This window comes from Janthinobacterium sp. GW456P (assembly GCF_002127655.1).
Classification (GTDB): domain Bacteria; phylum Pseudomonadota; class Gammaproteobacteria; order Burkholderiales; family Burkholderiaceae_D; genus Janthinobacterium.
Genome location: NZ_NEHB01000012.1, coordinates 13335 through 35927 on the forward strand (window position 1 = coordinate 13335; position 22593 = coordinate 35927).

Annotated in this window: 20 protein-coding genes and 1 tRNA gene; 9 read left to right on the forward strand and 12 right to left on the reverse strand. The window is 60.8% G+C overall.

Annotated elements, in window-relative coordinates:
- Positions 1-11 precede the first annotated feature (11 nt).
- From CBW66_RS12845 to CBW66_RS12860, 4 genes are all read left to right on the forward strand, one after another.
- A complete protein-coding gene (locus CBW66_RS12845; protein WP_070224853.1) occupies positions 12-641 on the forward strand; it encodes a response regulator transcription factor in 630 nt (209 codons plus the stop codon).
- Between the two features lie 218 nt (positions 642-859).
- Positions 860-2032 (forward strand): EAL and HDOD domain-containing protein, encoded by a 1173-nt coding sequence (locus tag CBW66_RS12850; protein ID WP_086138535.1) that lies wholly within the window; start codon positions 860-862, stop codon positions 2030-2032.
- A gap of 1 nt (position 2033) precedes the next feature.
- On the forward strand, positions 2034-4079 hold the full coding sequence (locus CBW66_RS12855) for a bifunctional diguanylate cyclase/phosphodiesterase (RefSeq protein ID WP_086138536.1): 2046 nt from the start codon (positions 2034-2036) through the stop codon (positions 4077-4079).
- 115 nt (positions 4080-4194) lie between these two features.
- A tRNA-Ser gene (locus tag CBW66_RS12860) sits at positions 4195-4284 on the forward strand.
- A gap of 511 nt (positions 4285-4795) precedes the next feature.
- Here CBW66_RS12860 and CBW66_RS12865 read toward each other — a convergent pair.
- The gene (locus CBW66_RS12865) at positions 4796-5308 is read right to left on the reverse strand and encodes a hypothetical protein (RefSeq protein WP_086138537.1); all 513 of its coding nucleotides are present in this window, start codon (positions 5306-5308) and stop codon (positions 4796-4798) included.
- Between the two features lie 831 nt (positions 5309-6139).
- On the opposite strand from CBW66_RS12865, the gene CBW66_RS12870 reads away from it, so the two are divergent.
- On the forward strand, positions 6140-6412 hold the full coding sequence (locus tag CBW66_RS12870) for a DUF4242 domain-containing protein (protein ID WP_070224858.1): 273 nt from the start codon (positions 6140-6142) through the stop codon (positions 6410-6412).
- 260 nt (positions 6413-6672) lie between these two features.
- Here the strand turns inward: CBW66_RS12870 and CBW66_RS12875 are convergent, their stop codons facing one another.
- Complete coding sequence (locus tag CBW66_RS12875; protein WP_205701136.1) at positions 6673-7086, reverse strand: hypothetical protein; 414 nt, start codon at positions 7084-7086, stop codon at positions 6673-6675.
- A 48-nt stretch (positions 7087-7134) separates the two neighbouring features.
- Positions 7135-7881, reverse strand: coding sequence for a hypothetical protein (locus CBW66_RS28450; RefSeq protein WP_139841665.1), 747 nt, complete (start codon positions 7879-7881; stop codon positions 7135-7137).
- Positions 7882-8141: 260 nt separating this feature from the next.
- Here CBW66_RS28450 and CBW66_RS12885 point away from each other — a divergent pair, with 260 nt between their 5' ends.
- The 3 genes from CBW66_RS12885 to CBW66_RS12895 all read left to right on the forward strand — a co-directional run bounded on the left by CBW66_RS12885 (position 8142) and on the right by CBW66_RS12895 (position 9345).
- Positions 8142-8549 (forward strand): GNAT family N-acetyltransferase, encoded by a 408-nt coding sequence (locus tag CBW66_RS12885; RefSeq protein WP_086138540.1) that lies wholly within the window; start codon positions 8142-8144, stop codon positions 8547-8549.
- A gap of 31 nt (positions 8550-8580) precedes the next feature.
- The gene (locus CBW66_RS12890) at positions 8581-9045 is read left to right on the forward strand and encodes a hypothetical protein (protein ID WP_205701137.1); all 465 of its coding nucleotides are present in this window, start codon (positions 8581-8583) and stop codon (positions 9043-9045) included.
- Between the two features lie 102 nt (positions 9046-9147).
- Positions 9148-9345, forward strand: coding sequence for a DUF3079 domain-containing protein (locus CBW66_RS12895; protein WP_086138541.1), 198 nt, complete (start codon positions 9148-9150; stop codon positions 9343-9345).
- Positions 9346-9600: 255 nt separating this feature from the next.
- Here CBW66_RS12895 and CBW66_RS12900 read toward each other — a convergent pair whose 3' ends face one another.
- The 3 genes from CBW66_RS12900 to CBW66_RS12910 form a co-directional block, all read right to left on the reverse strand.
- A complete protein-coding gene (locus CBW66_RS12900; protein ID WP_139841666.1) occupies positions 9601-12405 on the reverse strand; it encodes a TonB-dependent siderophore receptor in 2805 nt (934 codons plus the stop codon).
- 606 nt (positions 12406-13011) lie between these two features.
- The gene (locus tag CBW66_RS12905) at positions 13012-13479 is read right to left on the reverse strand and encodes a GNAT family N-acetyltransferase (RefSeq protein ID WP_086138543.1); all 468 of its coding nucleotides are present in this window, start codon (positions 13477-13479) and stop codon (positions 13012-13014) included.
- A gap of 33 nt (positions 13480-13512) precedes the next feature.
- On the reverse strand, positions 13513-14172 hold the full coding sequence (locus tag CBW66_RS12910; RefSeq protein ID WP_086138544.1) for a hypothetical protein: 660 nt from the start codon (positions 14170-14172) through the stop codon (positions 13513-13515).
- Positions 14173-14337: 165 nt separating this feature from the next.
- Here CBW66_RS12910 and CBW66_RS12915 point away from each other — a divergent pair, with 165 nt between their 5' ends.
- Positions 14338-14994, forward strand: a complete 657-nt coding sequence (locus tag CBW66_RS12915; RefSeq protein WP_170932879.1) for a tetratricopeptide repeat protein — start codon at positions 14338-14340, stop codon at positions 14992-14994.
- Here CBW66_RS12915 and CBW66_RS12920 read toward each other — a convergent pair.
- The 6 genes from CBW66_RS12920 to CBW66_RS12945 are packed head-to-tail and all read right to left on the reverse strand — an operon-like array spanning position 14981 to position 22521.
- Complete coding sequence (locus CBW66_RS12920; protein WP_086138546.1) at positions 14981-15961, reverse strand: ribonuclease Z; 981 nt, start codon at positions 15959-15961, stop codon at positions 14981-14983. The genes CBW66_RS12915 and CBW66_RS12920 overlap by 14 nt on opposite strands.
- A gap of 47 nt (positions 15962-16008) precedes the next feature.
- A complete protein-coding gene (gene fdhD / locus CBW66_RS12925) occupies positions 16009-16848 on the reverse strand; it encodes a formate dehydrogenase accessory sulfurtransferase FdhD (protein WP_086138547.1) in 840 nt (279 codons plus the stop codon).
- Positions 16849-16862: 14 nt separating this feature from the next.
- Entirely contained in the window at positions 16863-17783 is a 921-nt protein-coding gene (locus tag CBW66_RS12930; RefSeq protein ID WP_086138548.1) for a bestrophin family protein, read from the reverse strand.
- A 12-nt stretch (positions 17784-17795) separates the two neighbouring features.
- Complete coding sequence (locus tag CBW66_RS12935) at positions 17796-18776, reverse strand: cytochrome d ubiquinol oxidase subunit II (RefSeq protein ID WP_170932880.1); 981 nt, start codon at positions 18774-18776, stop codon at positions 17796-17798.
- Positions 18777-18815: 39 nt separating this feature from the next.
- Positions 18816-20195, reverse strand: a complete 1380-nt coding sequence (locus CBW66_RS12940; RefSeq protein ID WP_086138550.1) for a cytochrome ubiquinol oxidase subunit I — start codon at positions 20193-20195, stop codon at positions 18816-18818.
- Positions 20196-20205: 10 nt separating this feature from the next.
- Positions 20206-22521, reverse strand: a complete 2316-nt coding sequence (locus CBW66_RS12945) for an FdhF/YdeP family oxidoreductase (RefSeq protein ID WP_086138551.1) — start codon at positions 22519-22521, stop codon at positions 20206-20208.
- Positions 22522-22593: the final 72 nt, after the last annotated feature.

Consider the following 22593-nt stretch of genomic DNA (forward strand, 5'->3'; position numbering starts at 1 on the left):
GATACTCAACCATGACCGAGAAGATCAACATCCTGCTGGTGGACGACCACCCCCTCGTGCGCGACGGCTTGCGCGCGCGCCTGGAAGCGGTGGCGCATTTCGACGTGGTGGCCGAGGCGGGCGGCGCCGACGAAGCGCTGGCTCAGGCGCGCGCGCACCAGGTGGACCTCGTCTTGATGGATATCAATATGCGCGGCACGAATGGCATCGAAGCGACGGCGCTGTTCAAGCAGGCGTTCCCGCAGATTGCCGTGCTGATCCTGTCCATGCACGACAAGCTCGAATACGTGTCGCAAGCCATCGCCGCCGGCGCGCGCGGCTATGTGCTCAAAGATGCTCCTGGGAAAGATATCGTGTTTGCCATCGAGACGGTGATGTCCGGCGGCATCTATTACAGCGCAGCGCTGGCGCGGCAGTTATCTCGTCCGCAAGTCCACGATTCCTTCCTCACCACGCGCGAGCAGCAAGTGCTGCAGCACATCGCGGCGGGCCAGTCGAACAAGCAGATCGCCCGCGTGCTGGACCTGAGCGTGCGCACGGTGGAGACGCACCGGCTGAACATCAAGCGCAAGCTCGGCATCGAAGGGCAGGCCGAATTGATCAAATATGCGGTCGAGCATGCACAGGGCGGCAGCGCCTGAGAAGGCGCGCGCGGCGTGGGGCTTTTGTCGCACCCGCATGACAGGCGGGTCTCGCGGGAGAATGTTCTTTTTGAATATTTATTGCCAAAATTAAACTGTTTCATGGGTGAGATTCGGATAGAATGAATCTCGCTGTCGAAATGGCATCCCTGTCGGGCCAGGGTTGCCAATGCTGGTCAGTTTATTTACTATGGCGCCCTACCCACACTGAGATACCGATGTCAGCGTCTGAATCAAACCTGTTTCCGTTGGTGGGATTACAAGCAGTAGCCAATGCTCATAACGAGTGGGTCGCTGTCACCCTGCATGTGCCGCAGGCCTCCACGGCGTCGCTGCTGGCGGCGCTGGCCGCCGCCGATGCGTATGCCTTCCTGGCGCCGCTCGACTGCATCATTCCCCTGGCCGATCCGCATGGCGTGGACGAGGCCGTGCTGGCGCAACTGGCGCCGCAACGCACGATCTTCCGTTTGCCTGCCCATCTTGCCGGCGACAAAGCGCTGCAGAAAAAATGCCGGCAATGGCGCGACGCCGGCTACCGCATCCTGCTCGATGGCGCCGAGGCCAGTCCCGTGGCGGCGGCGCAAGTCGACGCGCGCGCGCTGAGTTTTGATGCGGCCGGTGCCCGCCCAGCCCTGTATCAGCTGCTGCCCTTGCCGGGTCCGCACCTGGCCTACAACATCGCCGGCGCGGGGGAGATTGCCGAGTTGCAAGAACTCGGCGTGAGCTGGTTTGCCGGCGATTACGCCTTGCAGCATGCGCGCGAGCAAAGCGAGCCGGAAGACGCCACCTCGCGGCGCCGGCTGATGGCGCTGCTGGGCCTGCTGGCCCGTGATGCCGACGCGCACGAGCTGGAAGTGCCGCTCAAGCAAGACCCATCGCTCAGCTATCATTTATTGAAACTGGTCAATTCAGCCGCATTCGGTTTCACGGCGCCGATTAGCAGCTTCAGCCAGGCCATCACCCTGCTGGGCCGGCGCCAGTTGCAGCGCTGGCTGCAACTGCTGCTGTATGCGCGCCAGCAAGATGATGGCAAGATCCACGCACTGCTGCCGCTGGCGGCCGTGCGCGCGGCACAGATGGAAGCGCTGTGTCAGCTGCGCGGCGGCGACCGCGACGCGCAAGACCTGGCCTTCATGGCGGGCGTGTTCTCGCTGCTCGACGTCCTGCTGGGCATGCCGATGGCGGACATCATCGCTACCCTGAACCTGGCGCCCGAAGTGAGCACGGCCTTGCTCGAACGTAAAGGCGAGCTGGGCGCCTTGCTGGCGCTGGTCGAAAGCGCCACGCCGCCGCCCGACGGCTTGCGCCGCGCCGGCATTGATGGAGAAACCTATTGGCGCAGCCTGCTGCAGGCCTACCAATGGGCCATCCAGGTGAGCCGGAACCTCTAGCATGACCCTGTTTCCAGTGTCGGATTTCCTCGCTGACAGCGCCGCCCTGTGCGACGCCGTCGTGCGTTTGCGCGGCTCCGCGCTGGTAGCTGAGCTGGGCCGTATCGCCAGCACCGTGATGGCCAGCCCGTATGGCCAGTTCCTGCCCGCGGCCAGTGCGGACGCCGCCGAGCCAGCCGTGCCGTTTCCCCGCGATACGCCCGCCTTGTCGCATGAAGTCAGCTTCGATGGCCAATGCTTCGGCCATTACAGCGTGGCCGGCCGCCCGCTGTATAACGACGCCGACCGCCGCCACCTGGCCAGCCTGGCATCGTTGACGGCCGGCGTCTTGCAGGTGCATTCGCTGGCGCAACGCTCGACCCATGCCTACGCGCAAGTCGAAGCCTTGCTGGCGCAGCAGACGCAAATCCTCGACCAGTTGCACGAATCCGTGCTGACGATGGATTTGACGGGCTACATCACGAGCTGGAACAAGGGCGCCGAGCGCCTGTTCGGCTACACCTCGGTGGAAGCCGTGGGGCGCAATATCCTGTTCCTGTACGACGACGAAGACACGGGTTTCCACGACGCCTTCCTGGAGCAGGGAGGGCGCCTGATGGAGGTGCGCCGGCGAAAGAAGTCGGGCGAAGTCTTCTGGGCCAGCCTGTCCTTGTCGCCGCTGCAAGACCTGGACGGCAAGCCCATCGGACTCATCGCCTACCTGACGGACATTACGGAACGCAAGCTGGCCGAAGAGCGGCTGCACCACCTGGCGTACTACGACCCGCTGACCAGCCTGCCCAACCGTACCTTGCTGGCCAAGCTGGTCGACCAGGCCCTCAGCGTGGCGCAGCGCAGCAAGATGCTCGGCTGCGTGCTGTTCATCGACCTGAACCGTTTCAAACTGATCAACGACACCCTGGGCCGGCGCATCGGCGACGAACTGCTGCGGCAAGTCTCGCTGCGTTTCCGCAAGGTTTTGCGCGACCAGGATCTGGTGGCGCGCCTGGGCGGCGACGAGTTCGCCGTCGGCCTGTTCGACATCGGCCAGCATTTCGAAGCGAGCATGGTGGCGCAAAAACTCCTCGCCTCGCTGGTGGAGCCGTTCCTGATCGAGGACCACGACCTGCGCGTGGGCGCCAGCATCGGCATCAGCGTCTATCCGCAAGACGCGCAGGATGCGGAAACCCTGCTGCGCCTGGCCGACATCGCCATGTACCGCGCCAAGCAGGACAGCGGCGGCGAAGCGGAAAGCGTGGCTTTCTACAGCCAGGACATGAACCAGGGCATGCAGGCGCGCATGCGCCTGGAAACGGGCTTGCGCCAGGCCCTGTCGGAACAGCAACTGCTGCTGCATTACCAGCCGAAATACGCGCTGGGCAGCGGGCGCATCATCGGCGCCGAAGCGCTGGTGCGCTGGCACCACCCGCAGCACGGCATGATCCCGCCCGCCGAATTCATCCCCCTGGCCGAATCGACGGGCCTGGTGGTGCAAGTGGGCGAATGGGTGCTGGAAGCGGCCTGTGCCCAGGCGCAAGCGTGGAAGCTGGCCGGCCTGCCGCCCATCCGCCTGGCCGTCAATGTTTCCGCGCGCGAATTCACGGCAGCCTTGCCCGCCAGGGTGGCGGCGACCCTGGCCCGCTACGGCCTGGAAGCGGACTGGCTGGAACTGGAAATCACGGAAAGCACCCTGATGCACAATATCGAGAGGGTCATCGGCATCATGGACCGCATCACGGCCCTGGGCGTTGCCCTGTCGCTCGATGATTTCGGCACCGGTTACTCCAGCCTGTCCTATCTGAAACGCTTCCCCATCGACACCCTGAAAATCGACCGGTCTTTCACCACCGGCATCCCCACCGACGCCAGCGACTGCGCCATCGCCAGCACCATCATCAGCATCGCCCAGCAACTGCACCACAAGGTGATCGCGGAAGGCGTGGAAACGGCCGAACAGCTGGCCTTCCTGAAGAGTTCCGGCTGCGACGAAGTACAAGGCTACCTGTTCTCGCGCCCGCTGCCAGCGAGGGAGTTCGAGAAGGCGCTGCGGGAAAACTGGGGCGTGTAGGGCTACCGCTCCATCTCACCGCATGTGGAGCCCGCTCCTTGCCGGCGGGAAAATAAGAGCACGGCAGTGCTAGCCATTGGTAAGCCACTGACCTTTATGTATAATGCTGCCATCTGGAAGCGTGGCCGAGTGGTTGAAGGCACTAGTCTTGAAAACTAGCGACGGGTTAAACTGTTCGTGAGTTCGAATCTCACCGCTTCCGCCAAGAAATAAAGAAACCGCCTTCGGGCGGTTTTTTATTGCCTGGCGGAAGCGAGCAGGGCGCCTGCGCGCCCTGCGTGTGAGATTCGAAGGGCTGGGCCTACCGGCCCAGCCCGCCCCGAATCCTCCACCTGCTGCCGCTGCGCGGCAGCTCCGCGCGCCGCAGGCGCGCGTTCGTGGCTCTAATTAGTCTTTTGGTTGAGCCAGCTTCCACAGCACCCAACGCATCAGTTCGTGTCCGAATGGCGGACCTGACCCTCGCGCAAGAGTGTTCGTGTCCCATTTCTCGTGAACGCCACGATCCCATTTGTGTGCAATTTATGCGGCAAAAGTGAAGCTGATTCTGCTGCCAAGCAACACCAGTAACCATTATAAGTCGGCGCCACTGACCCGCCTCCTGAGTTTTATTGCAATACTGGCACCTAGTTAGCTTTTCGACTAAGCCAGTTGCCAAGACGTCCAATGTATCAGGCCGTGTGCAAATGGCGGATATGACCCTTGCCCGCTTGCCCTGGTTACTGGTAAATAGTCAGATATTTCGCGGGAATGTCGAGCGGGTGGAGCATGCCCGCTAAAGCCAGGTTAATCAGCAGGGCGGCTATCAGACCGACCGCCGCGGGTGCTCCCATTGCGAGTCTGCGCACTGTTAGGGAGCGTGCTTCCACTTGCCAATATATGGCACAGCCCAGGTGCGTGAATAGGGCGCACACTGAGAAGAAATAATATGGCGCAAAGAATAATTTATATGGCATCAGTACAAAACCGGCTGCGGCATAGTAAAAATTGGTATCGAGCTTGAGCGCGGCGCGGCCGAACAGGACCGCACCGACATGAAAAAGCAGGAACAGGGCCAGGTAGATTCCTGAGCCGGCCTGCAGCCATGCTACCAGCCCAGACCGCTCTTTCCATTTCTGTACCACCATCCATGTTCCGCTGCCACATTGAAACAGTACGCACGCCAACAGCACCTGCTCGACTACGGCATTTCGATAGAATGGCCGGATCGCTTCCATGAAGGCGATGTGCATGTTGGCGCCGGCAACGGCCACTAGGTGATTGCCAAGATGCAGCAATATATACGTCGCCAAGACACATGCTGACAGACGGTGAAATTTACGAGTTGACATATTGAATGACCACCATGCTAGGGATAACTTACTTCATAAAAAGGCCGCTCGTGGCAAAAATGGCGCGGGAGGGGGGAGGCAAGTCGGCGATCTCGCGTGGGGCAGGCATGGCGGCGGTGTTCATGAGGCTCCCTCGATTGGCATGTGATGCAGGTAGTATCGTTTGGCCAGTCAAGTAAGTCTTGAACGTTTGCGACACGCTACTATGTTTTCATGACGTTACCTGATCCCATCTATCCCCCGACTGTCGCACGCCTCGTTGCCCAGCACGTGGCGCTAGCCTCTTGTGTACGATCCTGGCTTAGGCAAGTAGTCTGCTAGGTAGGATCCTTGAAAAGTTCGTGAAAGCCGCATAGAGCTTAGTTGTTCGCATTACACCGCTCCGCCTGGAAATAAAGAAACCGCCTTCGGGCGGTTTTTTATTGCCTGACGGAAGCGAGCAGGGCGCCTGCGCGCCCTTCGAATCCCCTAGCCTCTGCGCTACGCGGCAGCCCCGCACGTCGAGAGTACGTTCGTGGTTCCAATTTGCTTTCGACTGGGCCAGCCGCCAAGTCGATCAACCTAAGTTCCATGCCCGAAAGCCGGACCTGACGACGCGCGTGTCGGTATTCATGGCAATTATGGCAACACCAACCCGCCAGCGTGGTGTATAACGAATACATGTCATTGCATGTGTGACGCACAGAACCGGCGAGCGTTGTGCTCGCCCGGAAACCTCATAAGGAGACCGCTATGCCGAAATACGTTATTGAGCGTGATATTCCCGGGGCCGGGAAGTTGTCTGAGCAAGAACTTCAAGCCATTTCGCGGAAGTCCTGCAGTGTCTTAAACAAGATGGGACCACAAATTCAATGGCTGCAAAGCTATGTTACTGGCGATAAAATCTACTGTGTTTACATCGCTGAAAATGAAGCGCAGGTTCGCGAACATGCCCAGCAAGGTGGCTTTCCTGCCAACCGCGTGTCGGAAGTCATCTCAGTCATTGACCCGACTACGGCAGAGTAGTAGCGACACCAATGTACTTGAGCTCGTCCCTGGCGGAGCTTGACTTGGGCAGGGACGAGTTGTGCGTTACATGACCGTTTTGGAAGACGTTGACCGCGCGGCATGGGGCGAGAGTAGCCATCAGTCTGCGTCATCACTGTACCGACTGTACCGAGCCTCTGACGAGTCGGCTTGCGTCGCTTACGCCGAGCCGGCTTCTACGACGCCCAGCGCATCCGTTCGTGTCCAATTGACGGAACTGCCCGTCGCGTTTGGGAATCTCAGGACTTTGCCGGAATACCTGCCGCGCGTTGTGGCCTCTTGTCGACCGGCACAAACACTTCCCATTTATGTTGTATTGTCGGCTTTACGGTCTTGGCGCAACTCACAGCAACATTCGGCCCAGACAAGCCATGGCTCTTCGGCACCCATGCCACATGCAAAGGTAGCGCGCATTTCGCCACCAGAATCTTCCGGTTCGGTTCCAATACCTGCCACCGGGTTCCGTTTCTGGCATTTTCTGCGGCCATGAAATTGACTGCGGCCTCTCTGATCTCAAACAAACCATGTATGTCACCACGGGTTCTATCCTCGTCAAGCGTGGCGGCGATTGCCGAGGCGATACCAGCGACAAGAAAAAGAGAGCAAGCAAGGGCGGCACACATGCGTTTATTCAGTCGTAACGGTAGCCGCATCTTTACAATCCTTGCCGAGACTGTTTGAAATCCCCCGCCATGACGAATTCACGCCACTTCATCGCGTCTGAACACGAATTGTTGACGCTGAATGCCTTGCGTGACAAAGTCCGCATCGGGCGGTATGGTTTCCCAGAAAAAAACATGTTTAAAAATGGGAATTTTGTTGAATTTTTTCGAACGAAATATCCATCTGTTTTTCGTGAAATCGCTGTAGCGGTCGCCTTTGAACTGCTTGTGCACCGTGGTAAAAGGCAGCACCTTTTCCGCAATATCCGAGAAAGAATAGTCGCGGTGGCTATCCTTGAATTGCTCAAGAATGGGGAATTGATCTCTGCAGATAACTTGAATGGCCGTTTCTGGCATGCGATAGCGCGGGGACCACAGGACATTCCAGCCAGATTCGATCTCGTTGATGAATTTTACCAGGCGCGGCGTCATGATGTAGGCATCCGATTCGATATGGATGATTTTATCCACGCCTAATTCATTGGCCACCTTGACCGAGTGCAGAAAGCTGCGCCACCAGCCCGGGTAGTCAGCCCCGCTTTGTCTTCCCAGATTATTGTCGAAGCGAATGATAAGGTTTTTGTCGCTATTTCCAGCCAGAGCAGCGCTATGGGAAATGGTATTGATAATGTCGGCGGGCGGAAGAAATGGCGACCCATCGTCAATCATTATCTTCTTTACTGCATCGATTGGAATGTTTTCATAGTAATCGAGCCACCGTTGATACCGGCTTTCCCATGATGGTGCATCTTTTATAAAGCTGGTGCAGAATATAATGGCTTTCATTTGCTAAAAACATTCCTTGTGTCGGAAAAAACAGGTTATTCATGGGGCATTAAAACTTCAACTATTTTAACAGATTGGAGGCGGTTTAATCACTGAACGGGCATGCGGCGACGTGGCCGTTGGCATCATGGCGCCCTCTGGTGTGCGCTATTGGCGCCCCGTCACTGATGCCGTATCGTCCACATGCCTCGAGCGTCGCTGGCTATACTATCCGCATAGCCGAACTTTCACATGCGCGTTCCCCTTACACACGTCAATCAATGAAACACACCACCGTCGAATATCGTCATAACTTTCCCCTCGATCAGCTGGACGTTGTTCGCGTCTTCGATCAGTCCGGCATCAAACGGCCCACCGGCAACCTCCCGCGCATCGCGCGCATGTTTGCCGCGCCTTGTCTGGTGCTGTCGGCATGGGTGAATGGCCGGCTTGTGGGGCTGGCCCGCTCGCTGACCGACCATGCGTATTGCTGCTATCTTTCGGATCTGGCGGTAGACAAGCAATACCAGGGCCTGGGTATCGGCAAAGCGCTTGTCCAGCGCACGCAGGCCATCATCGGCGACGAAGTGTCCTTGATCCTGCTTTCCGCCCCCGATGCCATGTCCTATTATCCGACGCTCGGTTTTGAACCCGCCGGCAATGCCTACGTCATTCGGCGCAAACATTGAGTGAACGCTTCAAGGAAGTCCGTCCCCCCTTATGCAGCCCATCTACACGCTTGCCGCAGCCCTGGCACAAGACCCGAGCCGCATCGCCAAGGCGCAGTCCCTCACGCTCGATAGTTCCAGGCCGCGCATGGGCCTGAAAGGCCGCCACGGCCTGTTCGCGTCCGACGAATGGTGGGCAAGCATCAAGGCCGGCCGCATCCCGACGCAAACGGTGACGGGCAGCATCGAGCGCACGTATTTCGCCGGGCAGGACAGCCGGCGTGGCGATCAGGTCAACAGTTTCACCTTGCGCCTGCAGGACGGTTCGACATGCAACGAGAGCATCTACACGCACCGCAAGCAGGACGTCAAGCTGTTCGTGCCCGGCGCCACGGTAACGATGGTGTATGCGCTGGACGAACTCAAGGCGCAGCCGGCTGCGGATGGCAGCGTCAACGTGGCGCGTATCGTGCTGGAAGGCTACTGTGTCTCGCCGCCACGCCAGCCACCTGCATAGAATTGACCTCCGGCAAATTCCTCATTGGAATTCGTTTGACCGCGCCCCACGCCAGGACTAGAGTCGTTGACGAGACCTCAACCGACTTCGTCCTCCACCGCCATGGCCAAACCGTTTCCCTTGAATCCCAAGAACCCCGAGCGCATTTGCTGGGGCTGCGACAAGTATTGTCCGCCGGATGCCATGCGCTGCGGCAATGGTTCCGAGCGCACGCAGCATCCGATCGAGCTGTTTGGGGAAGGCTGGAATGACTGGGGGCTGGCGGCGGACGAGAAGGAAAAGGATACGAAGACGCCTTGAGCCGACGGTGGCCAGGCGGCACACTGCTTGTTGGCCGCGTAAACCTGGCGGAAACCCTCAATTCTTCGCTTGCCCGCTGAAACATGACAATCGGCGCAGCGCCTATGCGCCATGCGTACTGCATGTGCCAAAACCGGGCTTGGTGCATGGGCTGACCTTCGGCATTCCCCATCCGAAACTAAAAAGGGCTGAGCCCTGTGCAAGACAGGACTCAGCCCTTGGCTATTGGCGCACCATCACGCCAGAAGCAGAGGATTACATGAAGTGGTAGTTGGCGCTGATGCGGAAGTAGCGGCCTTGACCATTGTGCAACTGCGGATTGAAGCCTTCCACTGGGTAACGTGGATCGTATGGCGCCTTGATATCAAACAGGTTCTTGATATTGAACGACAGGGTCAGATCCTTGAAGCCCGTGTAGGAGTACGCCATATTGGTCGTCGTCCAGCTCTTCACGTCGCAGCTGCTGATGTAGTTGCTGTACTTCGGCAAACCACCGAGCCCATATGCCGACTTCGGCTGACCTACGCCGTACTGGCAGTATGGTTTCTCGTAGACCACATTGTTGTCGCTACGGCGCAGCAATGATACGGGACCGACGAAATCTACCGACGTCGTCAGCGAGTGGTCGCCACGGGTCCAGTTGACCGACAGGTTGCCGCGGTTCTTGGGATTGTCGCCGACCGAGGTGGCATAGTCGGACAGGCCGCCGTTCGCACCGGAGGTATCGGTTGCCACTTCGCCAGGACGTTCGGCGCGCTTGAAGCTCATCAGATAGCTCCAGTTCAGGTTGGCGGTCAGACGGCCCAGATCGCCCAGCGATTTGCGGTACGCCACTTCGAAATCGATGCCCTGCACTTCGGTGCTGCCCTGGTTCACATACGAACGGTTGACCTGGGAAATCGGACCCGAATTAGGCACCACGTTGCCATTGGCATCGGTCACCAGATTGGCCGGATTGTTATCGCGTATCACGCTGCCAGGATAGCGTTCTTGACGATCCACCATGTACTGCGCGCTGAACAAAGCGGTTTCATCCACTTTCTTGATGCGGTAGTAATCGACCAGCACGTCGATTTCCTTGGTCGGCGCCAGAATCAGGCCCAGCGAGTAGCTCTTCGATGTCTCAGGACGCAGATCTGGCGTGGCCGCGGATAGGCTGGAAATACCTTTCTTGCAATCGCTCGTATCGGCGCCGGAGGCAGGGTGAACGCCGTCCGGGCAACGCAGCGGGTCAACCACGTTGCTGAACGATTGCACGCCACCAGGCGAGACCTGGGTCAGCGCTGGTGCGCGGAAACCTTCGGCATAGGTGCTGCGGACGGCTACGCGGTCGCTGATGGTCCACTTGGCGCCGACTTTTGGCACGAAGTTGCCCTTCAGGTTAGGGTATTTATCGTAGCGGCCGGCAAAGTCCATTTCAAAGTATTTTGCAAACGGCGTGCGTACTTCGATGAATGTCGAGCTGACATTGCGGCGGCCATCAGCCGACGAGTTGGCCAGGCCGATGATATCGCCGCGCTGCGTCGCCATGTCTGGCGTCAGGCCGATTTTTTCTTGACGGAATTCGGCGCCGAACGCCACGCCGACCTGGCCGCCGGCCAACTGGCCAAATGCGGTACTCGCCTTGGCGTCGACTTGCGTTACCTGGGCAAAGCCGCGGTTTTCCAGGTCACGCGTGACGCTAGGGTCTGCATTGACCTGCGCCAGAGTCCAGTTTTGCGTCATGACTTTTTCGAGGGTTGGACGATACAGCATACCGTTCCAGTTTTCGGTGCGTTCGGCTCGGTTCCACAGTACGGCCGTTTCCCAATCCCACGCACCAGCCGTACCGCGCACGCCAGCGAGCAAGCGATAGGTTTCGTTCAGATTGGAGGCGCCGCCCGGGGCGCTGACGCGGTAGCCGACAGCGGCGCGCTGCGTCGGAAACGGATTGTCAGGATGACCTACCGGCAAGATCATCTGGAACTGCTGCGGTGCGCCGTTGAGTTGATACACGGTAGTCGAAGCCGTACTGCGGAAGGCCGTCGGTACGCGCAGATAGGTGCGCTCCGAACGGCTGTAGCCTGCTTCGGCAAAGGCGGTGATGTCCTCATTGATCTCGAACGTGGCGCGCGACAGCACATTGGCATCCTTGCCTGCACTTTGCACTTCGGCGTAATCGTCGATGTTGAAGTTGCAGAAGGTGCGGCCTACCAGCGGGTCGGTTGCCAGCATGTTATGCGCCGCCATGTTGCCGGTGATTTGCTGCGACGCCGGGCAGTCCAGGCGGTTGATGATTTGCGCGCGCTGGGCGTAGGTGGTGGCGAAGTTCTTCGTGCCTGGCTTCGTTTCAGCGTAGAAGAAAGGCGACGTGGTCAGGCTGCTGGAGAAAGGGTTCAGGCGGCCGTTGATGTCGGCATACATGCCTTTCTCGACGTCATTTTCGTTCTTGATGATGGTGCTGTCGCGCTTGGCTACGTCAAAGCTGACGAAGGCATTGAAGCGGTCCTTGCCAAAGCCGAAGATACCGCTGGCGCTCTTGCGGGCAAATTCTCCGTCGTCGTTGGCGCTGATGCTGGCGCTCATTTCGGCGCCAGTGTACTTGGTTTTCGTAATGAAGTTGACGACGCCGGCGATGGCGTCGGAACCGTACACGGCCGATGCGCCATCCTTGAATACTTCAACGCGTTCGATGGCCGAGACGGGAATGCTGTTCAAGTCATACACGGCCGATTTTCCCTGGTTCGGGTCGGCATAGGCGGATGCGGTGATACGGCGGCCGTTGAGCAAAATCAGCGTGGAAGACGAACCCAGGCCACGCATGGAGGCGGTTGCCGCACCGCGGGCGAAGCCGCCATCGGTAACGTCCACCGACGAGCCCGAGCCGAAGGCAGGAATCGAGTGTAACAGTTCGGCCACAGTATTGGCGCCGGTAGCGGCAATCTGTTTGGCATTCAAGGTCTGGATAGGCGAGGAGCCTTCTTTTTCAGTGCGCTTGATATTCGAACCGGTCACCAGGACTTTTTGCAATGCCGGTTCTGCCGGTGCTTCCTGGGCAAACGCCATATGGGATGAGGACAATGTCAATGCGACAGCGACGACGCTGCGCTTCAAAACAAACTTCTTAGTCAATTCACTTCTCCTCACGAGTCATTCTCAGGACCCGTTTTATGTGAAAAACTGTTGAAACAAGCACCTTGCGATAGGCACGCGCCTGCCAACTCGATCTAGTTTGACCGTTCAATTGCAGTCATTTTTTTGTAAAATGTGATATTCATTTTACCTAGAAGACACATAAAAACATTTCCATATAGGAAATGTCAATTTTATCTATCACTGTTGCTCTTATTTACAACAGTAAAGATTTTCTTTACAAGTTGATGCTTCTGAAATTTTCGTGTTTTCGGAAGATGATGATCGGAAGGAAATGCGCGCAGAGTGAGGCAACGAGGCGGTGGGCATGAGAGAGCATGCCGCTCCAGATGGGAATCCCATGCTTAAGGCGATTGCCTTGTTGGCAATTCATGCATGGAGGAAATTGTCAACAGAATTTTTTTTGATAACAGTGGCGTGGCCGTCGCCAATACGCAAAATCGTCATGCTCGATAGCACGAGTGGCGGAGGGAAATACGATGGAGCTGCGCATGACAGGGGACGACGAAGGCGCTGCGACGGCGTCCCTTGTTGTCATTTGAGCACGAATTCCAGCACGTCGTCGCCATACTTGTCCGTCTCGCCCGTCGCCGTCCAGCCCAGGTAGCGGTAAAAGCCGTAGGAGCGCGAGGCGGGATCGCTGGAGCAGCCGAGGAACAGCCGCTGATGGCCCTGCGCGCGCAGTTCCGTCATCACCAGTTCCAGCAAGGTCTTGCCGATCCCCAAGCCTTCGAATGCCGGCAGCAGGGCCAGGACGATGATTTCGCCCGTGTCGCGCTCGCCGAAGCAATAGCCGACCAATTGGCCATCGTGATGGCAGACCTGGCCAGGCAGGCTGCCCGAGCGCATCATGTCCGCCCAGGAATCGGCCGTGATGCCCAGTTCCGCCAGGCGTTCTTTGGCGGTGGCGTTTTGCCGCGTCTTGCCGCGCAATGCGATAAAGGCCGGCGTATCTTCCGCCCTGGCGGCATGGAAAGTAATCGATGCTGGATGTGTCGTCATGTGTGCGTGAATTGTTCGATGGTAGTGAAGGATTTACTCCCAGGATTTGCGCATGATGTGCGCGTGGCGCTGCCAGTCAACGACTTTGGTATTTTCGGTGGCTTGCTGGGCGGGATCGGCGCTATCGATTTTTTCATCCTTGACGATGACCAAGGCGTTTTTATTATCGAGGCGGTATTCCCGGTAGCGCTCGCAATCCTGTGCGCGCCGGGCGATGGTGATTAACTTGTTAGCCTGCCATTTATAGCTGTCTTCATAAAAGCATTGCGCCGCGCAGCCGCAATTGGCGATGCCGCCTTCGATGCTTTGCTCGGCGATGTCGATATCGAGATTTGGAATCGCGGAGAGGGGCTGGTTGAAACTGTATTGTTTTGCCTGCGCATCCCACAGCCACACATCGGAACAGCGCACGCGCCCCTGGCTATCCGTATAGCCGGTGACCCACAGGTCGGCATGGCCGTCGAAATTCATGTCGGCCAGCAGCGCGTGCAACTTGCCCGTGCCGCTGCTGCTGCAACGGCCCTTGACCCACTGCTTGCCGATTTTTAACTGATAGGTCTGTGTTTCATCGCGATTCGCATAACGGATATCGGCCGCTTGCCGCACTTTGCCTGTCGCGGCCTTGTCCAGATGCAGCGTGCCGCCATACGCCGAAGCGGAAATCAGGGATAAAAGCAGGGCAATCAGTTTCATGGCGATATTCTTCGGCGGGCATCGGGGCACAATGCCCCGCTTGCAGCAGGCGGAGAATGATCATACTGCATGCCTCCGGCAATGCGCCACACCATTTCCTATCGTGCATTCGCCGCGGAACAGTGCTGTGTACAATCCGGGAAAATCCCCGAACAAGGAAATCTCATGACATCCTCTCCCGAATCGTTGAATGAAGCGGGCATCCTCGCCTATAACGACGGCAATTACGCCGAGGCATTCAGGCAATTCGACGCCGCCGCGCGCACCGGCGATCCCGCCGGCCAGCATTTATTGGCCAGCCTGTATTACCAGGGGCATGGCGTCGAGCAAAATTTGCCGAAGGCGGTGGAATTGTTCACGGCGGCCGCGCAGGCGGGTTTCCCGCCATCGCTGGCCAATCTGGCCCTGATGTATGCGAGCGGCGACGGCGTCGCGCAAGACGTGGCGCAATCGCTGGTCTATGGGCGCCAGGCGGCCGAGGCGGGCGATGGTCAGTCGCAATTCAACCTGGCGCAGGCCTACCGCAAGGGTATTGATGTACCGCAAGACTACGCCGAGGCGGCATTCTGGTACAAGCAGGCGGCCGAAGCCGGTTCCCTGTCGGCGCAGAACGAATACGGCTTGCTGTACGCGCAAGGGCAGGGCGTGGAGCTCGACTACGTGCAGGCGTACGCATGGATCGCCATGCCGGCCGAGGCGGGCAGCGCGCAATCGATCAAGAACCGCGACCAGTTGCTGGAGATCCTCACGCCGTCACAGCAGCAGGCGGCGCGCGCGCTGGCGGCCGAGTATGCGGAGCAATACGGCGTCAATCCCCACTGAACGACGATTTCGCCGGCACCTTGGTCAGCACGCCAGCCGCATCGAGTTCATAGCTGTCGAAATCGCGCGCCAGGAATAGTTCACCCGCGTAGTGCAGCCGCGCCTCCGCTTCCAGTTCGGCCATGCCGTCCGCATTGTGGTAGCGGGCGCTGAAGTGGGTGAGGATCAGGTTCGGCAAGCGCACCGCTTCGGCGAACTGCGCCACGCGCTGCACCGAGCTGTGCGTGGGGCCAGGGCCCACTTTCTGCAGCATGGCTTCCGTGTAGGTGGCTTCATGCACGAGCAGTTGCGCGCCGGCACAGGCGCCCGCCAGCAACGACGGCGTGTCGTTGTCGCCGCCGATCACCACCGTGGCGCGTTGCGTTTCCGTCTGGCGGAAAGCGGCGGCGGTCAAAACAGTGCCATCGTCCAGGACCGCATCCTGGCCCGCCTGCAAGAGGCCCCAGGCCGGGCCGGGCGGCGCGCCGGCAGCCTGCAAGGCCGCTTTGTCCAGCTTCCATCTGCTCGTTTCCAGCGCAAAACGATAAGCGACGCTCGGTGCGCGGTGCGACAGCGCGTGGCGCGAAACGGTCAAGCCCGCTTCCTCGTAGACCACTGGCGCGCTGTCCACGTCGATGTGGATCAGCGGATAGGTGAGGAACAGCTCCGTGTGCAGCAGGGTGGCGTCGATCCACGCCTTGATGGCGGACGGGGCGATCAGCAGCAAGGGCTTTTTGCGCCCCGTCATCGAGGCGCTGGCCAGCAGGCCCGGCAGCCCGTAGCTGTGGTCGCCATGCACGTGGGTGATGCAGATGCCCACCAGGTCGTGTACGGACAAGGGCAGGCGCTGCAGCCGGTGCTGCGTGGCTTCGCCGCAATCGATCATCCACCAGTCGCGGTTGTGCGTGGTTTGCAGGGCCAGCGACGTGACGTTGCGGTGGCGCGTGGGCACGCCGGAAGACGTGCCGAGAAAAGTCAGTTTGAACATGGGCGCATTATGCGGCAAGCCTGGCCCGCTTGCCAGCGCCGCCGGCTTCAATCTGCCGGCGGCGCGTCGCCGGCCGTGTAGTTGACAAATCCGTCGCGGCGGCAAAAGCTGGCCAGCTGCATGCCGGCCTGGCGCGCGATGCGGATCGCCAGCGCCGTGGGCGCCGAGATGGTGGCGACGAGCCCGATATGCATGCGCGCCGACTTGCGCACCAGCTCATAGCTGGCGCGGCTCGAGAGGAAGACGAAGCCGTCATGCATGGCGATGCGGTGCAGCGCCAGGTAGCCGATCAGTTTATCGAGGCCGTTGTGCCGGCCCACATCCTCGAACACTTTTACAATGGCGCCCTCGGCCGTGCACCAGGCGGCCGCATGCACGCCGCCCGTCTTGTGCATCAACTCCTGATACGGCAGCAGTTCGCGCGCGGCGCGTCCGAGGATGGCGCTGCTGGCCACCAGCGGCGGCAGCGAACGCGTGATCTTGTCCGGCACCAGGTCCAGCAGGGCCAGGCTTTCGATGCCGCACACGCCGCAACCGGTGCGCCCGGTCAGCGCGCGGCGGCGGGCCTTGAGCCTGATCAAATCGGGCTGGGCGATGGTCAGCCGCACTTCCGCGCTGTCCTCGCCGCAGCATACATCGAGGTCGTAGATGTCGCGCACGCTGCCGACGATGCCTTCGGTCAAGGTGAAACCGACGGCGAATTCCTCGAGGTCGCGCGGCGTGGCCATCATTACGGCGTGGGCGATGCCGTTGTAGACGAGGGCCACCGGGTACTCCTCGGCCACCATGTCGCGGCCTGCCGTGGCCGCGCCCCCCTGATGGCGCACCATGGGAACTTCCAGGTAACCGTTGCGTTCGATGGTGGTGATGTCGATATCGCATTCCATGATTTTTCCTCCGGTTAATCGATCTGATAGCGCGGGCAGGGCCGGATCGAGGGCGGCAGCGGCTCGCCGTTCAATTCCAGCAGCGAGCGTTCCGTTTCGCGCGTCATGGCGTTCAGGGCCAGGCAGTTGGGGGCCGGGCCGAACGGTTCGGCGATCTGCTGCGCGATGGCTTCCAGCGCGAACAGGGTGTAGGCGACGAAGACGGAAATGAGTGGCGTGGCCACGCCGATGGCGTCCACCAGGCCCAGCGGCAGTAAAAAACAGTACATATAGACGGTGCGGTGCACCAGCACGCCGTACGGATACGGGATCGGCGTGTTCTTGATGCGCTCGCAGCCGGCCACGGTGGCGGCCAGGTCGTTGAGCTGCGTGTCTAGCATCCACAGCAACTGCATCTGGCCCGGCTGGCGCTGCACGGCCTCGTACAGCATGGCGCGCACCGCGTGCAGCACGGCGACGGGCTTGAAGTTGACGCCCTGCAAGCGCTGCATGTCGCCGGCCGGCAGGTAGCGCGCCAGGTCTTCTTGCGGGTCCGTCTGGCGCAGCTGGTGCTTGAGCGCGTAGACGAAGGCGATCAGGCGGCGCAGCAGCAACTCGCGGTCCAGGCCGCTCGTTTCCTGCGGCAGATACGTGAGCGCCTGCGAAGCCACGGCCCGCGCGGCGATCAGCAATTGCCCCCAGATATGCCGCGCCTCGACGAAGCGGGCATAGCTGGCGTTGTTGCGAAAGCCGAGAAAGATCGCCAGGCTGATGCCGACCATGGGAAACGGCGCTGTATCGAGCGGAATCTTGACGCCGAAGATGCGGCCGTCCGTCAGCAGGGCCAGCGAACTGACGACCAGCATCAGCAGCAATTGCGGAATGATGGCTTGCAGTACCGAGCCGTCCCAGACGAACAGCATGCGGAACCAGTTGGTGGTAGGCCGAATGATCATATTGAATGTCGCTTAATGCTTGCAGGGCACGACTTTGCCCTTGAAGACGTAGTACTGGAACAGGTTGTAGCCGATCATGATCGGCAGCATGGAGCCCATGCCGATCAGCATGAAGATCAACGTCGGCTCATCGGACGCGGCCGCCGCGATGCTCAGCTTGCCCGGCACGAGGTCGGGGAAGAAGCTGATGGCCAGACCCGCGAACGAGGCCAGGAACAGCACGATGGCGCCGCGGAACGGGCCGCGCACGCCGTTTACGTGCACGGCCCACAGGATGTAAATAAACGCGCTGGCGGCGACGGCGGCCAGGGCCAGCAGCACGCCGAACACGCCCGGCTGCGCCCAGCGGGCGTGGCCGATGGCGCTGAAGACCATGGTGCCGGCCGACAGCACGATGGCGGCGGCGACCGTCGCCAGCACGCTGGCCGTCGCATAGCGGCGCGCCGCCGCTTCCAGCTGGCCGCCCGTCTTCTTGATCAGGTAAGTGCTGCCCAGCAGGCAATAGCCGGCCACCACGCCCAGCGCCGTGCAGGCCGTGAAAGTTCCGCTCAGCCAGCCCGGCTGCAAGCCCGTGATGACCTCGCCCAGTACCACGCCCTGCGCCACGGCGGCCAAGAGGCTGCCCACGCCGAAGATCAGGTCCCACAGGCGCTTGTTGCCGGCCGCATGGCGGAACTCGATCGAGGCGCCGCGCATGATCAGGCTGGCGATCAGCAGCATGATGGGAAGGTACAGCCCTTCCAGCAAGGTGGCGTAGGCGCTGGGAAAAGCGCCGAACAGGGCGCCGCCCACCACCACCAGCCAGGTTTCATTGGCGTCCCACACGTGGGCGATCGATTGAAAGATCAGATTGCGTTCCTGCTCGCGGCGCGTGAACAGGCTGAGGATGCCCACGCCCAGGTCGAAGCCGTCCGTGACCACGTAAAACACCAGCATCAGGCCGATCAGGCCGAACCAGGCGTTGCCCAGCATGGCATGCGAATTCATATCCATTTCATACTCCTCATACTCCTTGATTGATGGGGGCGCATTTCAATACCCCACGGCATGGGCGGCATCGGGCAGGGGCAGCGCCAGGTCCGGGCCCTGTTGCAGCCATTTCCTGGCGAACACGAAGAAGGTGAGGAACAGCACGATGTAAAACACGAGGAACATCAGCATGCTGCCGGCCACGGCATGGGCCGCCACGTCGGAGACGGCGTCGCGCGTGCGCAGCAAGCCATACACGACCCACGGCTGGCGTCCCACTTCGCGCACGATCCAGCCGCACTCGACGGCGATATACGGCAGCGGTATCGTCAGCACCCAGGCCAGCAGCAGCTTGCGTTGGCGCACGAATTCCTGCACCCGTCCTCCCATCTTGCGCCAGGCCACGAAGGTCCAGAACGCCAGCAGCACGAACCACATGCCGATGCCGGCCATGGCACGGAAGGCGTAGTACAGCAGCGGCAGCATGGGCGGCTGGTCTGCGCGGGCGATGTCGGCCAGGCCCGTGATCTTGCCCGTGGCGCTATGCGTGGCGATCACGCTGAGCATGCCCGGCACTTCCAGCGACCAGTCGTTCTTTTGCTCCGCCTGGTTGGGCCAGGCCAGCAGGGACCAGGCCGCACCCTCGCCATCGCGGTTCGTGTGCCAGTGGCCTTCGATGGCCGCGCCCTTGGCGGGCTGGGTCTTGAAGACGTCGACGCCGCTCGAATCGCCGAGCCACACCTGCAGCGGTGCGATCACCAGCAGCAGCGTCAAGGCCAGCTTGAAGGAGCGGGCGAAGAAGGCCGGTTCGCGGCGCTTGAACATATACCAGGCGGAAATGCCGGCGATGACGATCAAGCCCGTTTCCACGGCGGCCACCCACATATGGCCCACGGCCCAGGCCATGTCGGGATTGAAGATGGCGGCCACGTAATCGGTGACGATGATCTTGCCGTCGACCACGCGCACGCCGGCCGGCGTCTGCATCCAGGAATTGGCGACCATGATCCAGAACGAGGAAATGCTGGAACCGAGCGCCACCATGCCGGTGGCAAACAGGTGCACACTCTTCGGTACGCGGCCCCAGCCGAACATCATGACGCCGATGAAGCCCGCTTCCAGCATGAAGGCCATGGCACCCTCGAAACCGAGGATGTTGCCGATGAACTGGCCCGAATGGTGCGAGAACGGCGCCCAGTTGGTGCCGAACTGGAATTCCAGGGGAATCCCGCTGACGACGCCGACGGCAAAATTCAGCACCAGCAGCTTGCTCCAGAAGCGCGCGTGGCGGTAGTAGACGGGGTCGCTCGTGCGCAGCCACAGCGCCTCGACAACGAACAGGAACAGCGACAGGCTGATCGTCAATATGGGCCACAGGATGTGGAAGATGGCCGTCATCGCAAATTGCGCGCGCGACAGGTCCAGGGTATCGAAACCGAACATGGCGTGCTCCTTACTGCGCGATGGCGGCCGACGGCGCCAGCAGCACGGGGATGGATTTGAAGGTCGGCGTGCGCGAACCGTGGCCCACGCTGTCGAGCGGCACCAGCGGATTGGTTTCCGGGTAGTAGGCGCCGATGCAGCCGCGCGGAATGTCGTACTCGACCAGCAGGAAGCGGTCGGCGCGGCGTGCTATGCCGTCATGCCACACGCCGATCAGGTCGACCCAGTCGCCGGCCGCAAAACCCAGCATGGCCAGGTCGTCCTTGTTGATGAAGACGACGCGGCGCTGGCCGAACACGCCGCGGTAGCGGTCGTCCATGGCGTAGATCGTCGTGTTGTACTGGTCGTGCGAACGCGTGGTCATCAGCACCATCAGGCGCTCGCCATATTGCTGGCGCGCACGATGGATGGGCGTGTCGCGCTCGACGGCGTTGACGAGGAATTGCGCCTTGCCGCTGTCCGTCTCCCACACGCGTTCGCGCGAAGCGATTTCCAGGTGGAAGCCACCCGGCTTGGCCACGCGCAAGTTGTAGTCGAAGAAGTCGTCGAAGACTTGCTCGATGGCGTCGCGCAGCAGCGCATAGCTGCCGGCATAGCGCAGCCAGTCGATCTTGTCGCTGCCTAGGGTCGTTTGCGCCATGCCGGCCACGATGGCGATTTCCGAGCGCAGATTGGGCGAGGCGGGCTGGTTCATGCCGAACGAGATGTGCACCATGCTCATGGAGTCCTCGACCGTGACACCTTGCGCCACGCCTTGCTGCACGTCGATTTCCGTGCGGCCCAAAGTCGGCAGGATCAGCGCATCCTTGCCGTGCACCAGATGGCTGCGGTTGAGCTTGGTGGCGATGTGGACCGTCAGGTCGCACGAGCGGAGCGCCTCCCAGGTGCGCGGCGTGTCCGGCGTGGCCATCGAGAAATTGCCACCCAGGGCGACAAACACTTTCACTTTTTTCTCCAGCATGGCGGCGATGGTGCCGACGGCGTCGTAGCCGTGATGGCGCGGCGGCTCGAAGTTGAACACCAGGCCCAGGCGGTCGAGGAATTCCTTGGTCGGCTGTTCCTCGATGCCCATGGTGCGGTCGCCCTGCACGTTCGAGTGGCCACGCACGGGGCACAGGCCCGCGCCGCGCTTGCCGATATTGCCTCGCATCATCATCAAGTTCGACAGGATTTGCACGGTGGCCAGCGAATTCTTGTGCTGCGTCACACCCATGCCCCAGGTGGCGATGACGGCCTTGCCTTTGACGTAAATCTGCGTGAGTTCCTCGATCTTGTCGCGCGCCACGCCCGATTCGGCCAGCAGCAAGTCCCAGCTTTCCGCGCGCAGGTCGGCCGCGAAGGCGTCGAAGCCGCTCGTGTGTTCGGCGATGAAAGCGCAGTCGAGCACGCGCTCCTGGCCGTGGGCGACGGCCTCGTCATCGAGTTCGACGACGCGCTTGGCCATGGCCTTGATCAGCGCGAAATCGCCGCCCAGGGTGGGGCAGATGAACAGCGAGCAAATGTTCGTGCTGCCGCCCGTCAGCATTTCCAGCGGATGCTGGGGGCTGGTGAAGCGCTCCAGGCCCCGTTCATGCAGGGGGTTGATGGAGACGATGGTGGCGCCACGGCGCGACGCTTCGCGCAATTCGCCCAGCATGCGCGGGTGGTTGGTGGCCGGGTTCTGGCCGAACAGCAGCAGGGTATCCGCATGCTCGAAGTCGTCGAGCAGCACCGTGCCCTTGCCGATGCCGACCGTTTCCGGCAAGCCGCGGCTCGTCGCTTCGTGGCACAGGTTGGAACAGTCGGGGAAGTTGTTGGTGCCGTAGGCGCGCACGAACAGCTGGTACAAAAAGGCCGCCTCGTTGCTGGCGCGGCCGGACGTGTAGAAGGCGGCCTGGTCCGGGTCGTCGAGCGCATGCAGGTGCCGCGCCACGAGGGCGAACGCATCGTCCCAGGCTATCGCCTGGTATTTGTCGCTGGCCGCGTCGTACACCATGGGGTCCGTCAGGCGGCCATGTTGCTCCAGATCATAGTCTGACTGTTCCATCAATGCCGTGACCGTGCGCTCCTGGAAAAACTCGGGGCGCACGCGCTTGCTCGTCGATTCGGCCGCCACGGCCTTGACGCCGTTTTCGCAGAATTCGAACGTCGACGCGTGTTCGCGGTCGGGCCAGGCGCAGCCGGGACAGTCGAAGCCGTCGGGCTGGTTTTGCTCGAACAGCGAGCGGTAATTGCCCGCGCTGACTTTTTCCTTGAACAGATTGATGGCCACGTACTTGAGGGCACCCCAGCCGGCCGCGGCATGGGTGTAGGGCGCGATGCGCGCGTCGGACTTTGGCTTGCTCATGATGACTCTCCTGGTGATATGCGATGGGACAATCACATGGTAGGGGCGGCGGACCGCCCTGTAGGCGCACAG

Bases quoted from the DNA above. Each gene is read 5' to 3' on its own strand.
- CBW66_RS12845 (WP_070224853.1), top strand. From the start codon at position 12: ATGACCGAGAAGATCAACATCCTGCTGGTGGACGACCACCCCCTCGTG.
- CBW66_RS12850 (WP_086138535.1), top strand. From the start codon at position 860: ATGTCAGCGTCTGAATCAAACCTGTTTCCGTTGGTGGGATTACAAGCA.
- CBW66_RS12855 (WP_086138536.1), top strand. From the start codon at position 2,034: ATGACCCTGTTTCCAGTGTCGGATTTCCTCGCTGACAGCGCCGCCCTG.
- CBW66_RS12865 (WP_086138537.1), bottom strand. From the start codon at position 5,308: ATGCACATCGCCTTCATGGAAGCGATCCGGCCATTCTATCGAAATGCC.
- CBW66_RS12870 (WP_070224858.1), top strand. From the start codon at position 6,140: ATGCCGAAATACGTTATTGAGCGTGATATTCCCGGGGCCGGGAAGTTG.
- CBW66_RS12875 (WP_205701136.1), bottom strand. From the start codon at position 7,086: ATGCGGCTACCGTTACGACTGAATAAACGCATGTGTGCCGCCCTTGCT.
- CBW66_RS28450 (WP_139841665.1), bottom strand. From the start codon at position 7,881: ATGAAAGCCATTATATTCTGCACCAGCTTTATAAAAGATGCACCATCA.
- CBW66_RS12885 (WP_086138540.1), top strand. From the start codon at position 8,142: ATGAAACACACCACCGTCGAATATCGTCATAACTTTCCCCTCGATCAG.
- CBW66_RS12890 (WP_205701137.1), top strand. From the start codon at position 8,581: ATGCAGCCCATCTACACGCTTGCCGCAGCCCTGGCACAAGACCCGAGC.
- CBW66_RS12895 (WP_086138541.1), top strand. From the start codon at position 9,148: ATGGCCAAACCGTTTCCCTTGAATCCCAAGAACCCCGAGCGCATTTGC.
- CBW66_RS12905 (WP_086138543.1), bottom strand. From the start codon at position 13,479: ATGACGACACATCCAGCATCGATTACTTTCCATGCCGCCAGGGCGGAA.
- CBW66_RS12910 (WP_086138544.1), bottom strand. From the start codon at position 14,172: ATGAAACTGATTGCCCTGCTTTTATCCCTGATTTCCGCTTCGGCGTAT.
- CBW66_RS12915 (WP_170932879.1), top strand. From the start codon at position 14,338: ATGACATCCTCTCCCGAATCGTTGAATGAAGCGGGCATCCTCGCCTAT.
- CBW66_RS12920 (WP_086138546.1), bottom strand. From the start codon at position 15,961: ATGTTCAAACTGACTTTTCTCGGCACGTCTTCCGGCGTGCCCACGCGC.
- fdhD (WP_086138547.1), bottom strand. From the start codon at position 16,848: ATGGAATGCGATATCGACATCACCACCATCGAACGCAACGGTTACCTG.
- CBW66_RS12930 (WP_086138548.1), bottom strand. From the start codon at position 17,783: ATGATCATTCGGCCTACCACCAACTGGTTCCGCATGCTGTTCGTCTGG.
- CBW66_RS12935 (WP_170932880.1), bottom strand. From the start codon at position 18,776: ATGGATATGAATTCGCATGCCATGCTGGGCAACGCCTGGTTCGGCCTG.
- CBW66_RS12940 (WP_086138550.1), bottom strand. From the start codon at position 20,195: ATGTTCGGTTTCGATACCCTGGACCTGTCGCGCGCGCAATTTGCGATG.
- CBW66_RS12945 (WP_086138551.1), bottom strand. From the start codon at position 22,521: ATGAGCAAGCCAAAGTCCGACGCGCGCATCGCGCCCTACACCCATGCC.